Genomic DNA, 14,234 nt, shown 5'->3' with positions numbered 1-14,234 from the left:
TTTCTCGCTTCAGTGCATTTCACCAACCATCAGCGTACGCATTTTTAAATCGCCTTTCTCCGTGGCATTCTATTATAATGTAGTTGGTTCCTCCCCCCACCTGCCCTTCCCCGCCTAAGTCAATCATGCAACGACGCGACTTCCTTTACGCTACATTGGCTTCCTCGGCGTTCCTCGCCGCTCAGTCATCCGCATCGGCTCAACACGCCAACTTCCAGTTCCGTTACATGCTGCCTTCCTGCATGTATGGCTACAGCTTGTTGCCAGAAATTCTCCCCGAAGTCCATAAGATTGGCGCGAGTGCCATTGATCTCTGGCCCAAAGTTCACGGTAACCAGCGCGAACAACTGGACGAAATGGGCGAAGATGCATTTCGACAATTGCTCGCGGCCAACGACGTGCAGCTACGATGTTTGACCAACTATAAACGCGGGCCATTCGATCTCAAAGGCGAAGTTGAACTCGCTGCTCGATTTGACTGCCGATTAATCGTCACCGAAGGCCGCGGACCGACAGGCCTGAAAGGCAGTGAACTGAAAAAGGCCGTTGCAAATTTCGCCGAGCAGTTGAAGCCGCATCTGGAGTATGCTCAAACGCACCAAGTGGACATCGCGATCGAGAACCACGCCAATAATTTGATCGAGTCCGCTGAGTCGATGCAGTATCTGATCGAGTTGCGGCCAGCAGACAACTTGAAGATCGCCTTTGCACCGTATCATCTGCCGCAGCAGCCGGACTTGCTTGCAACGCTTATTCGCAACCTGGGCAACGAGATCGCGCTCTTCTACGCGTGGCAGCATGGCAAAGGCTGCATGCAAGCGATGCCCAAAGAAGAGGAGCTACTGCAAATGCCAGGCAGGGGTGATTTGGACTTTCGCCCCATCGTCGATGCCCTGCGCGACATTCAATTCAGCGGCTGGACCGAGATCTTTATGCATCCTTTCCCACGCGGCATCCCCATTCTCGAAACTACCGCCGCCGTCACCGCCGAGATCAATCTGGCCAGAAACTACCTGGACTCTTTGGCTCGCTTGTAAGTCTGCTACCATATCCATGATCAATATCGCACTGAATGAGCACTGGTATCATGACACCCACATCCACACTCGACATTTACTCCATAACAGCCAAACGCCTCAGCGGTGACAGCGAATCGCTTGATAAATATCGCGGCCAAGTGTTGCTGATCGTCAATGTGGCTTCTAAATGCGGTTTCACTGGCCAGTACCGCGAGCTGCAATCGCTGTACGAAGAGTTTCACGATCAAGGGTTCACGGTGTTGGGCTTTCCCTGCAATCAGTTTGGATTCCAAGAGCCCGGCGACGAAGCTCAGATCGCCAGTTTTTGCTCGACCACTTATAACGTCACTTTCCCGATGTTCGCCAAAGTCGACGTTAACGGCTCGGATGCCCATCCCTTGTTCGAATATCTCAAGTCGAAGCAACGCGGATTTCTCGGCATCAGTGCCATCAAATGGAATTTTACGAAGTTCCTTGTCTCCCGCGAAGGTGATGTTGTCGCTCGATTTGCACCAGCAACCAACCCTTCCAAGCTGCGCGCAACGATTGAGAAGTTACTATGACTTCGTTTAACCGTTAGCCGATAGGCGTACGCGTTTGCCCCCCCTCCCCGACCGCTCGTGGAACTCGCGTTCGACCCTCCCAGCGGGAGGGTGTAGTCTTGTAGGCCGGTAACAAGCAAAGCCATCGCCTAGCGCCGGAACTTCGGTCGCTTAAGTTGCATAATATCACCAATCCATTCGGACATAGATGCTTTGGCTTTGCGCAGTTCCGGCAAGAACCAGAGCGACCTTGTTACCGGCCTACGAAGCAAGCATCGTTTAACCGTTAGCCGATAGGCGTACGCGTCTTCTGCGATGCTGGCACGTACGCCTACGGCTAACGGTTAAACGAAAACGATTCAACATCGACTGGCAAAAATGCGTTCGAATCAGCCCCCTCCTCCCCGACCACTCGTGGAACTCGCGTTCGACCCTCCCGAAACAGGAGGGTGTAGTCATGTAGGCCGGAACATGCAAAGCCACCGACTAGCGCCGGAACTTCGGTCGCTTAAGTTGCATAATGTCACCAACCCATTCGGACATAGATGCTTTGGCTTTGCGCAGTTCCGGCAAGAACCATAGCGACCTTGTTACCGGCCTACGAAGCAAGCATCGTTTAACCGTTAGCCGATAGGCGTACGCGTCTTCTGCGATGCTGGCACGTACGCCTACGGCTAACGGTTAAACGAAAACGATTCAACATCGACTGGCAAAAATGCGTTCGAATCAGCCCCCTCCTCCCCGACCACTCGTGGAACTCGCGTTCGACCCTCCCGAAACGGGAGGGTGAAGAAGAACGCCTGCGGCTGACGGTGAAACGAAGACGATGCAACATCAATTGGAGATAACCGCCCGTCGCCGCCGCAGCACTTCTTCGATCGCTAACCAAACCAACATCATCGGCAGCGCCCTATCCAGCAAACCAACGTTGCCCACCCAAAACCAAATCCAATACGCCCGCCATGACATCGCCGCCTTACGCTGCATCAAATGCAAATTGAACGCTATCGTCATCGGCAACAACACTCGAGAATAAGCCGTTTGCGTCTCCCACACTGGCAATGCTAAAAAGATCGCCAAGACGGCAAATCCAGCTCCAAAGCGCCAAACTGCCGACCGCCAATCAAACGTGCTTAACATATAAGCCACTTGAACCATGATCGACACCGGACCAATCAGTTCGACCACATGGATCGATGGAAACTCCGTCCACAGCTTTCCAATCGCTACCCACCCCTTGTCATACAACCCTCGCAGCGGCCATTGAAAATTACCCAGCGCCGACGTGCCACTGCCAATACTCAGCTTGACGTAGAGTAACCACGCAAACAACGGCACGACCATGACCGCAGTCAGCAGACCGGAAAGGATCGCCGCACGTTTACTCCTTAAGTCCAACAGTGAAAACATCGATAACACGCCGGTCTCTTTGCACAGAGCCGACATACCGCCTGCAAGCACCACACCGGCTTTACTCAATAGCGGGCTTTGAGGAACACTCGCTAGATAAACCGCTAACAGTCCCAATGCTGCCGCAGGCAAATCGGTCAATGCTCGCGTCAACGAAACCAAACAGCCAGCGGTCCACACAATCGCAATGATTCCCAGCCGTCTATCGATTGAGTCATACGGAATTTGCTTTAGTAAAAGCCAGCACAGCAAGCACCAAAACACAAAATTCAAACCGCTATAGATTTGGATAATCCACGCAGGCTGACCGAAGCCCAGGGCATAAGCCATCGCCGATAATCCAATCCGCTGGCCGCGATAGCCAACGTCGTCAATCGCCTGCTGAAAAGCAGGATGCTTCAGCGTCGGGTCGACAGCCATCTGCACATAAAATTGACCGTCGTAGCCGTAGTAGGTTTTACGAGGTGGATCCAACGCTTGGATCGCCGGCAGTGCATGCGGATAAAAGTGTTCTCCAAAACGCGGCAAAGTCAACAAGCCATAGCGAGGCGACCATCCGAGAAAACTCAAGATCAACGGATAGACGACCAGCAAGACAACAAACCACGCTGGCTTGGATGTCGACACATCATTTTTAATTTTTAGTACTCCTTACTCTGCCAACTGCAATGCAACCAACGTTTTTCCGCCGCGTAAAATCAACTTGCCGTCTGCATAAGCTGGCGGAGCCCAAACCGGTGTACCAACCAATTCACCGCCAGCGACTTGCGAACTTTGCAGCAACTCCATCTGGGCAACCACCTCCAATTTTTCAGGATTAGGACGGATCAGTTGCAGCAGTCCATACTCGTCCAGTGACAACAGCATATCGTTAATCACGATCACGTTCGCTCTAGCGTGCGTGCGTTTGTTCCACAGCAACTTGCCATTTTGCCAGCGGACCGCTCGCAGTTCCGAATCGGGTTCATTGCGTCCGCTGCTGCCATACAAAACTCCATCAATCACCACCGGCGTTGCCCAATGAGCGCGAAACGACTGCCCCTTTCGGCTTTCTGGATCAGCCCATAGTGGCTGCAACTGACCATTCTCAAAGGCCAATAACGTGGAGCCAATCTCATAAGTTTCTGACAGTAAGATTTGGTCATCAAAGATCACCGGCCACGCCGCATTGACGCTTTCATTGATGGAAGCTCGCCACGGATAGAACGCTTGCTCGGCCCCCGCTTTTGGATCAAAGACCATCAAACCCTCACGCATAAACGCGAATCCCCAATCGCGTCCATCGATTGCCTTCACCAGTGGTGCGGCATAGCTGGCCAAGTACGATCCGACACGGTATTGCTCTTTGCCTGATTCCACATCAAAGGCCACCACGGCACTATCGCCAGCAACACGTTGACTCAATCGGCCTAGATGCATCTTTTCTGCATTCGCAGGCGCTCCACCAATCATGACGATGAGTTTGTCTTCATAGAAGCACGGCGTAGAGCCCACTCCAAAAAAGTTCGGCTCGACATTGAACTCTTTCGAAGTTTCCCTCTGCCACTTCAGCTCGCCCGTTTGTGCATCGGCGACAATCAAGCGACCGGCAGCTCCCAACGCAGCCACATACTTGCCGTCGGTGACTGGCATCGCGCGTGGGCCGTTGTTGTACCCAAAACTATCCGAGTAGAAGACCGGAAACTCCAGTCGCCACACTTCCTTCGCATCGGCCACTTGGTAACACGTCAGCCGTTCGGCATCGCCATAACGATCAAAATGGTACATGCGACCTTGGCTAGCGACCGCATTACCATACCCTTCGCCGACGGAGATTCGCCACTGTACCTTTAATTCGCCACTCCAATCGAACCTGATCGGCGGCGCAGTGATCTGTGAGTTATCGGCCGGCCCCAACATACGCGGCCAATCTTGAGCGGAGCTCGTTGACGCGAATCCGGTTGCAATCAGACCGAGTAGGATCGCCGCAATCCTGTCGAGGGAACGAAGATGAAAGCTTCGCCGTTTCAGGTAAGTGCCAGCATGCATTGAATTGAGCTAACGGGAAAGATGGAGTAGATTAAGTGTTATGAACGATTTACGAATCAACGAACGCCTGACGATACCAGCTTCGCAGCTTGATATCCAGCAGGTACGCAGCAGCGGCCCAGGCGGTCAAAACGTCAACAAGGTCGCCACCAAAATCATCTTAACCTGGACGATCGATTCAGCGTTGATCGGTTCACCGATGGTAGAAGCGCGTCTGCGCAACTTGGCCGGTAAACGAATCAACAAGGACAACCAGCTACAGATTATATCGCAACAATCGCGCAGCGCTGACCGCAATTTGACGCTGGCACTCAAACGTCTGCGAGAATTGATCCTCCAAGCGTTCGTTCGGCCAACTCCACGTTTGGCGACCAAACCCAGTCGTGGTTCGGTGCGTCGCCGCCTGGAAACCAAGTCAAAAGTCAGCGAGAAAAAGTCCGCTCGGCAAACCAAATCCTGGGACTAGAAAGACTTAGGCTGCCATGAACACGATTGTCGCGATCTTGCGGGCAGCGCATTGCAAAAGCGTCCACCATTTCTTTGCCATCGACGCTCTCAGCGAAGTTCTCACGGCGGAAGGCCAACTGCTGGTCAACATGTTGCTGGCCAACCATGAACCCTACTTGCGCGGAGCCAAAGACCCCGACACGGTCTTCAAAGACTTCGAAAATCACGTCGTTCATGTCGCTGACAATTATTGGGGTGGAGCTGCTAAGGCCGCGAACAAATGGCTTGTAAAAATCTACCAAGATCTGCAGGCGGCCAAATGGAGCGATGCAGCTTATGGGATCGGCGTGTTAAGCCACTATGTTACCGATCCTTTCATGCCGTTGCATACCGCGCAGTCGCCGCGTGAAACGACGATGCACCGACCGCTGGAATGGAGCGTCTGCTGTGCCTACCAGGAGATCTACAACATCGCCTGTCAACGACCGGACATTCAGCCGCTGGAATTGCCTAACACGCAACACTGGCTGACCGACCTGATCCATGGTGGAGCGAGGCTGAGTTACCAGCATTATGAGCACTTGATGGACGATTACGACATGGAGTCTTCGCGCCGATTTCCTGCGCAAGCCCTTGGCCATAAGTCCAAACAGACGCTAGCTCAAATTTTCACGTGGGTCATCACCGCGTGGGGAAGCGTTTTGGAACGCATCGCCGCAGAGGCTAGCATCGTAATTCCTGAGATGTCCTTAAAGCTGCCGACTCTGATAGCCAGCATCCAAATCCCCACCAAACGATTGCTCAAATCGATCGAGTCTTCACAGCAGCGTCAAGAAATCGAACGCATCTTGGATGAGTACTTAGCGACCGGCCAAGTCACTCGTAACTTGCCGATCGAGCAACGAACGGTGCGACGCATCCGTGAGGAACAACCCAATCTGCGTCCCTCCAGTGAAGAGATCCAGCGTGCTCAATCGCAAGAATTATTTGCGCCGACTCTTCCTCTACCCGATGCGATTCTCAACCAGCAGCCAAAGGCGGTTGCGTCGCTGCCAATCGTCGACCTGCCTACAAAAACGCAAACATCAATTCCACACAGCGAACCGCATACTGAGCCGCGTCGGACCATCGCTGGCGACAAGCGACCTGTACGCAAGTTAGTTCCAACGACCGAGCGCCGATCGGGGCTCACTCTGTCTAGTCCAATCGTTGATGCACCGGCCATTGGTCCTAAAACAGCCGCCCGGTTTCACGCGATCGGCATATCTACAGTGCAAGACTTTTTGAGCCGTGATGCAGAGGAGTTGGTAGCGAGATTAAAGACTACTTGGATCAACACCAAGCTGATCGATCAATGGCAAGCACAAGCGGAGTTGGCGTTAGGCGTCGAGCGACTATCGGCGGTTGGTTCAGGCCTGCTAGTGATGCTAGGGATTACGACCATCGAAACGCTGGCCAATCAAGACCCTCAAGAGTTATATCAGCAGTTGCACGCTATCAGCCAGACCGCCGAAGCCAAGCGACTTCTGCGAGACAAAGCCCCCCCACCCCTTGCCACCATCGCCCGCTGGATCCAATCGGCCCAAACTCAACTGCTGTAATCGGGCGGATGATCCAGGTACGCTCCTAGCCGTCACGGTGGCGTGCTAGCGTACCGTTTCAATCCACGCGGCTCGTACGAGCCGCGACCAAAGGCCCAGCGTTTCCTAACGCCCCTTGAAGTTTCAATCCACGCGGCTCGTACGAGCCGCGACATCCCGCTATCGAGCGTGACAGGCCGCGTCAACGTTTCAATCCACGCGGCTCGTACGAGCCGCGACCAATGGCTAGTACCGTCCATCACGACTTGAAGAGTTTCAATCCACGCGGCTCGTACGAGCCGCGACCAATCGATTAAGCGCCGCGACCCATCACCAAATTGTTTCAATCCACGCGGCTCGTACGAGCCGCGACTTCGCCGTCGATGATCGGTGCGCGGTGATGATGGTTTCAATCCACGCGGCTCGTACGAGCCGCGACTTTAGACAAAGTGGACGGCTTTCTGTGTTCATAAAGTTTCAATCCACGCGGCTCGTACGAGCCGCGACGGCTTATCACGCAGTACCAGCGGCTGGCGAAACATGTTTCAATCCACGCGGCTCGTACGAGCCGCGACTAACAAAGTCGCCTGTCGCAAGATCGCTTTTCGGTTTCAATCCACGCGGCTCGTACGAGCCGCGACTTGAACGGCAGCGATTGGCAATGGAAGGTATAGAGGTTTCAATCCACGCGGCTCGTACGAGCCGCGACAGATTTTGCGATACAGCTTGCTGAGCGCCTTGCCCTGTTTCAATCCACGCGGCTCGTACGAGCCGCGACATACCATTCAGATTCAATCAACTGCCTGCACTCTGTTTCAATCCACGCGGCTCGTACGAGCCGCGACAACCTGCCAACCGCTTGAGGTTATCAATGATGGACGTTTCAATCCACGCGGCTCGTACGAGCCGCGACGGGACAAGCTTGTCGATCTCGATCAGGTTGTATTCAGTTTCAATCCACGCGGCTCGTACGAGCCGCGACGGCGGCTGTCGGAGGATGCCTGATGCTTTACGAGAGTTTCAATCCACGCGGCTCGTACGAGCCGCGACCCAAACGTCAGCGGAGAGGACACGGAACAAAGTGATGTTTCAATCCACGCGGCTCGTACGAGCCGCGACCCAACGACCTACAACACCAGCGGCAAGTTCAAAGGTTTCAATCCACGCGGCTCGTACGAGCCGCGACGCAGGCTTGGGCGGGTTAGCTCTAGCAATGCGCGGTTTCAATCCACGCGGCTCGTACGAGCCGCGACACGCGAAAACAATTCTTAGTGTGCCGCGATAACGAGTTTCAATCCACGCGGCTCGTACGAGCCGCGACTCGCCCCCGACTTGCCGGGGTCCACCCCAAAATGTTTCAATCCACGCGGCTCGTACGAGCCGCGACAACCCAGGGAAATTCAGTTGGGGATGATAGCCGAAGTTTCAATCCACGCGGCTCGTACGAGCCGCGACGACCCGCAGCAGCGTTTGCCGTTTGCTGAAGACGTTTCAATCCACGCGGCTCGTACGAGCCGCGACTTACGCATGGCTTCGTTTTGATTTTGAATTAGCGTTTCAATCCACGCGGCTCGTACGAGCCGCGACATGATGCGGGCCGAAGATCGCCTTGCCTCGGTACTGGTTTCAATCCACGCGGCTCGTACGAGCCGCGACGTGAGCGTCGACGCTTCTAAGGCTTTGGCACATAGTTTCAATCCACGCGGCTCGTACGAGCCGCGACCCGCTTGGATCGGCAACAGCGAAGCGGTCGCAATGTTTCAATCCACGCGGCTCGTACGAGCCGCGACTTAGTTCTAGGGGCGAAGAGCTGGTGCGTACCAGTTTCAATCCACGCGGCTCGTACGAGCCGCGACCGAGTATCGACAGATGGCAGAGCGCTTTACGCTGTTTCAATCCACGCGGCTCGTACGAGCCGCGACCCCTGACCTTGAGCAACACGTCCGGATCCGGATGGTTTCAATCCACGCGGCTCGTACGAGCCGCGACTTCCTGCATTGATGGCGCTAAATGACTTTCGGCGTTTCAATCCACGCGGCTCGTACGAGCCGCGACGCGGTCCCACCGCGCTGCCTGGCAATATGCGTGAGTTTCAATCCACGCGGCTCGTACGAGCCGCGACCAAGGCCAACACAACCACGCCCCTTGATGCAGCCGGTTTCAATCCACGCGGCTCGTACGAGCCGCGACGGTGATCAGCAACGATAGCGGTGCGGGTGAAAAGTTTCAATCCACGCGGCTCGTACGAGCCGCGACATCCTCCGGCCGCTCAGTTTCCCACGCTCGATGGTTTCAATCCACGCGGCTCGTACGAGCCGCGACTACGAGGCCCTGGAGGCCAACAGCTTTGCCAAAGGTTTCAATCCACGCGGCTCGTACGAGCCGCGACTTGCCAAACTTGCGACACAGGGTTTGGATCTTGTGTTTCAATCCACGCGGCTCGTACGAGCCGCGACCTGCAGCTTCCCCGCAAACGTCGCCATCAGGCGATGTTTCAATCCACGCGGCTCGTACGAGCCGCGACGAGTAACTCGTGACAGTACCCGTTGCATCAAATCGTTTCAATCCACGCGGCTCGTACGAGCCGCGACCCCAACCTTCCATTGCCAAGCTTCACACTCGCGGCGTTTCAATCCACGCGGCTCGTACGAGCCGCGACAGTATCAGAACAAGCAGAATCGCAAACATAGACCGTTTCAATCCACGCGGCTCGTACGAGCCGCGACATACAGCATTGGCGTTTGAATACTCGTTTACGTGGTTTCAATCCACGCGGCTCGTACGAGCCGCGACACTTATCTGGACCCAACCTACCACGACATAACCGTTTCAATCCACGCGGCTCGTACGAGCCGCGACTGGCATCTGGACCACACCAGCCTCCGGCCGGAACGTTTCAATCCACGCGGCTCGTACGAGCCGCGACTTGGCGGTGCTGGATCCTGATCAACGGCAGCGGGTTTCAATCCACGCGGCTCGTACGAGCCGCGACGTCCAGTTGCAACAGCGCGCTAGAAAGCGATATGTTTCAATCCACGCGGCTCGTACGAGCCGCGACCTCACTAACTCGAACGCCCTTTGCCAAACAATGGTTTCAATCCACGCGGCTCGTACGAGCCGCGACTTGGGTTGAAAACTACAACCTGCTCGATACGTGGTTTCAATCCACGCGGCTCGTACGAGCCGCGACCCGCGACCCAACACGCAGAAAATATTGCGTACCAGGTTTCAATCCACGCGGCTCGTACGAGCCGCGACGGCTGGCGTGTTGCGGAGGGGTGGGGATGGCTGAGGTTTCAATCCACGCGGCTCGTACGAGCCGCGACGCCCAGCGGACTGGTCCTGTCGTCTAATAACATTGTTTCAATCCACGCGGCTCGTACGAGCCGCGACCCGCCCGCAGTAAGCAAACTCATCGCCGCCGATCCGGTTTCAATCCACGCGGCTCGTACGAGCCGCGACGTACTCGGGTACGTCGGTGACGGGGCTGTGGCGTGTTTCAATCCACGCGGCTCGTACGAGCCGCGACAGTTCGGCTGCGGGCAAGCTTGATCCGGCGGCGTTGTTTCAATCCACGCGGCTCGTACGAGCCGCGACGTCGCTGGAGCCGATGGAGGTGCTAGGGGAGCAGGTTTCAATCCACGCGGCTCGTACGAGCCGCGACTACCCGTGAGGCCTCGCACCGTTCGCGTGCACAAAGTTTCAATCCACGCGGCTCGTACGAGCCGCGACAAGGACTATTTGCTAGTACGCGGGAAGGCGGTTAGTTTCAATCCACGCGGCTCGTACGAGCCGCGACCCTAAAAGTTAGGGATTTGCCTTATGCCTCTGTGTGTTTCAATCCACGCGGCTCGTACGAGCCGCGACGCGCTGGGGATCGAGTGTACTGCGAGGGCAAAATGTTTCAATCCACGCGGCTCGTACGAGCCGCGACCAAAGCACGCAACACACGGCACCTCACATAAACGGTTTCAATCCACGCGGCTCGTACGAGCCGCGACCTCCATCATCTTGGTAAGCGCGACCAACCCCTCGTTTCAATCCACGCGGCTCGTACGAGCCGCGACAAGCACGCTCGTTCCCAGCATCGCGCAACTGCACGTTTCAATCCACGCGGCTCGTACGAGCCGCGACAAGCCAGCGATACTCGACGCACCGACCCACATCGTTTCAATCCACGCGGCTCGTACGAGCCGCGACGGGCGATCTGATCAATCCTCCGGTTAAGGATGAGTTTCAATCCACGCGGCTCGTACGAGCCGCGACGGTTCGAGGCCTGGGAGGTCGTGCCGTTCGAGTTGTTTCAATCCACGCGGCTCGTACGAGCCGCGACGCCTCAATTGCCCGTGCCGAGTCCGCCTCAACCTTTGTTTCAATCCACGCGGCTCGTACGAGCCGCGACAGCTCAACCAGATTGATCACATCCCGCTCCTGCGGTTTCAATCCACGCGGCTCGTACGAGCCGCGACAAGCCGCTTAATCGAGCTCGCACGCTCCACAGTGTTTCAATCCACGCGGCTCGTACGAGCCGCGACGGCTCAGTTGGAGTCGCGGTTGCAGCAGCAGATGGTTTCAATCCACGCGGCTCGTACGAGCCGCGACCCGCTGGATGAATGCGACGAGGTCGGATGGTTGCTGTTTCAATCCACGCGGCTCGTACGAGCCGCGACCTAAGTGCACGCACGCTTGCCCGGAGGTTTTATGTTTCAATCCACGCGGCTCGTACGAGCCGCGACCTCCGGCGGTTCGAACGCTTGAGGACCTGAAAACGTTTCAATCCACGCGGCTCGTACGAGCCGCGACGTCTGCCGCAATCTTCACATGGTTATTCATGTTGTTTCAATCCACGCGGCTCGTACGAGCCGCGACTCGCATCAGAACCGCCTGCCCCTCGGTCCCCTTCCACGTTTCAATCCACGCGGCTCGTACGAGCCGCGACCAGCGTACGGAACAAGCCAGCCATCCTTAACGATGTTTCAATCCACGCGGCTCGTACGAGCCGCGACCCGCCGGGTGCCCCGGATGATACGACGCCCACCAGTTTCAATCCACGCGGCTCGTACGAGCCGCGACGCTAAAGCACGGTGCATCCGGAGCCCGGAGCAGGTTTCAATCCACGCGGCTCGTACGAGCCGCGACCGATTTCGTCAAGCTTGGTCAGTTCTTTAACAAGTTTCAATCCACGCGGCTCGTACGAGCCGCGACCTAGCTGCTCGTCCGATGCGTAGAGCACTGATCGTTTCAATCCACGCGGCTCGTACGAGCCGCGACCCAAGTATCCCCAGCAGGCGGTGACACGATATTTGTTTCAATCCACGCGGCTCGTACGAGCCGCGACCGGGAGTTGGAGCCGTACCGCGAGCTTGAGCGGTTTCAATCCACGCGGCTCGTACGAGCCGCGACATAGCATCAAATCCGTTCGAAGGCAGCTCGAGGTTTCAATCCACGCGGCTCGTACGAGCCGCGACGGGAAGATGATTGTCGATTTCTCGCGCAACAAAGTTTCAATCCACGCGGCTCGTACGAGCCGCGACCCCGCTGCAGATCACTCACCATCGGCTCCCGGCCCAAGTTTCAATCCACGCGGCTCGTACGAGCCGCGACCCGGCTAGCCCGCATGGCTCACCCGGCTAACGTCGTTTCAATCCACGCGGCTCGTACGAGCCGCGACTCGTCCAGATTGAATCGGTTTTACAGCCTGCGATGTTTCAATCCACGCGGCTCGTACGAGCCGCGACAGACTAACTAGCGCCAATTTGCGCTAAGTATATCGTTTCAATCCACGCGGCTCGTACGAGCCGCGACAAAATGACCACAGCATGGCCACAAACAGCAGAAAGTTTCAATCCACGCGGCTCGTACGAGCCGCGACGAGCCCCATGGCTGCGGAGTCGGGACCAAGTTTGTTTCAATCCACGCGGCTCGTACGAGCCGCGACTCGTGAGTATGCCCGTCAGTGATCGCAGAAAATGTTTCAATCCACGCGGCTCGTACGAGCCGCGACGCTTCGGGGCTTGGTTCAAATAAGAAAACAAATCGTTTCAATCCACGCGGCTCGTACGAGCCGCGACTGTTTACTGCTTGGGGGATGGATTAGTGACTAAGGTTTCAATCCACGCGGCTCGTACGAGCCGCGACTCCCACGCAAAAAGCCGTAACTTTGGCCAAATGTGTTTCAATCCACGCGGCTCGTACGAGCCGCGACGCCCTAGCGGCGGTCCATGAAACGGACGGTACGCGTTTCAATCCACGCGGCTCGTACGAGCCGCGACCTTGAGGCAATTTCGCTCCCACTCATTCAGGACAGTTTCAATCCACGCGGCTCGTACGAGCCGCGACGCAGCAACCAACGCTTTTTTAGCCACTGATTCACTGTTTCAATCCACGCGGCTCGTACGAGCCGCGACGTTGACGGTTAGGGCGGCTGATGAATTGGTTCAGTTTCAATCCACGCGGCTCGTACGAGCCGCGACTCGGCAAGGATGACGCAAACCGGATGGACAAGACTGTTTCAATCCACGCGGCTCGTACGAGCCGCGACGTGGTGCGCGATGCCGGTTTGCCGTGCCGAATGCCGTTTCAATCCACGCGGCTCGTACGAGCCGCGACGTCCTGCCAAGCCTTTGCGAAAATCTCCATGTCGTTTCAATCCACGCGGCTCGTACGAGCCGCGACGCCATGCAACTGCGAAGAATGTTGCGAAGCGTTGTTTCAATCCACGCGGCTCGTACGAGCCGCGACCGGACCACCGAAAGGTACATCGATCCCCGGTTTGTTTCAATCCACGCGGCTCGTACGAGCCGCGACTCACGCCATCAGCCCCGGCGTATGATTGACTGCAGGTTTCAATCCACGCGGCTCGTACGAGCCGCGACATCTCGTCCAGCGTCACCGGCTCAATGGCCGGTGGTTTCAATCCACGCGGCTCGTACGAGCCGCGACTGGATCGCCTTGACGCGTTCGGTGTTCGCAGGACTGTTTCAATCCACGCGGCTCGTACGAGCCGCGACGAAAAGTTTAGCGTGGTTATGTTGTAGAGCATTTGTTTCAATCCACGCGGCTCGTACGAGCCGCGACATCAGGATGAGTGACAAACCGCTGGTTGATCTAGCAGTTTCAATCCACGCGGCTCGTACGAGCCGCGACACGGTGGCCGTGGCAAGTGCTCTGGCCGCTGCGGTTTCAATCCACGCGGCTCGTACGAGCCG

General features: G+C 56.4%; 6 protein-coding genes and 1 CRISPR repeat array (1 of these 7 only partly in view). Of the genes, 4 read left to right on the top strand and 2 right to left on the bottom strand.

Annotated elements, in window-relative coordinates:
* Window positions 1-125: 125 nt before the first annotated feature.
* Both SH302x_RS00895 and SH302x_RS00890 read left to right on the top strand, forming a co-directional pair.
* Complete coding sequence (locus SH302x_RS00895; RefSeq protein WP_479366644.1) at window positions 126-1,037, top strand: sugar phosphate isomerase/epimerase family protein; 912 nt, start codon at window positions 126-128, stop codon at window positions 1,035-1,037.
* A gap of 35 nt (window positions 1,038-1,072) precedes the next feature.
* Entirely contained in the window at window positions 1,073-1,582 is a 510-nt protein-coding gene (locus SH302x_RS00890) for a glutathione peroxidase (RefSeq protein ID WP_479366642.1), read from the top strand.
* An 813-nt stretch (window positions 1,583-2,395) separates the two neighbouring features.
* Here SH302x_RS00890 and SH302x_RS00885 read toward each other — a convergent pair.
* Both SH302x_RS00885 and SH302x_RS00880 read right to left on the bottom strand, forming a co-directional pair.
* Window positions 2,396-3,598: a hypothetical protein gene (locus SH302x_RS00885; RefSeq protein ID WP_479366640.1), complete on the bottom strand. Its 1,203-nt coding sequence runs from the start codon at window positions 3,596-3,598 to the stop codon at window positions 2,396-2,398.
* A 24-nt stretch (window positions 3,599-3,622) separates the two neighbouring features.
* Window positions 3,623-4,870, bottom strand: coding sequence for an outer membrane protein assembly factor BamB family protein (locus SH302x_RS00880; protein WP_479366639.1), 1,248 nt, complete (start codon window positions 4,868-4,870; stop codon window positions 3,623-3,625).
* Window positions 4,871-5,039: 169 nt separating this feature from the next.
* Here SH302x_RS00880 and arfB point away from each other — a divergent pair, with 169 nt between their 5' ends.
* Window positions 5,040-5,465, top strand: a complete 426-nt coding sequence (arfB, locus tag SH302x_RS00875) for an alternative ribosome rescue aminoacyl-tRNA hydrolase ArfB (RefSeq protein WP_479366637.1) — start codon at window positions 5,040-5,042, stop codon at window positions 5,463-5,465.
* 16 nt (window positions 5,466-5,481) lie between these two features.
* Window positions 5,482-7,047 carry a DUF4332 domain-containing protein gene (locus SH302x_RS00870; protein ID WP_479366635.1) on the top strand — a complete coding sequence of 522 codons (1,566 nt, stop codon included), beginning with the start codon at window positions 5,482-5,484 and terminating at the stop codon, window positions 7,045-7,047.
* A 55-nt stretch (window positions 7,048-7,102) separates the two neighbouring features.
* A CRISPR array of direct repeats spans window positions 7,103-14,234; the repeat unit is 33 nt; unit sequence GTTTCAATCCACGCGGCTCGTACGAGCCGCGAC; it runs 205 nt beyond the window's last position.

This window comes from Njordella calcicola (assembly GCF_056494125.1).
The sequence above is the reverse complement of the archived record's forward strand: the minus strand, read 5'-3'. Positions and strand labels throughout refer to the sequence as shown.

What these genes read in the sequence shown, in the direction of transcription:
- SH302x_RS00880 (WP_479366639.1), bottom strand. Translation starts at nt 4,870, where the DNA reads ATGTTGGGGCCGGCCGATAACTCACAGATCACTGCGCCGCCGATCAGG.
- SH302x_RS00890 (WP_479366642.1), top strand. Translation starts at nt 1,073, where the DNA reads ATGAGCACTGGTATCATGACACCCACATCCACACTCGACATTTACTCC.
- SH302x_RS00895 (WP_479366644.1), top strand. Translation starts at nt 126, where the DNA reads ATGCAACGACGCGACTTCCTTTACGCTACATTGGCTTCCTCGGCGTTC.
- SH302x_RS00870 (WP_479366635.1), top strand. Translation starts at nt 5,482, where the DNA reads ATGAACACGATTGTCGCGATCTTGCGGGCAGCGCATTGCAAAAGCGTC.
- arfB (WP_479366637.1), top strand. Translation starts at nt 5,040, where the DNA reads ATGAACGATTTACGAATCAACGAACGCCTGACGATACCAGCTTCGCAG.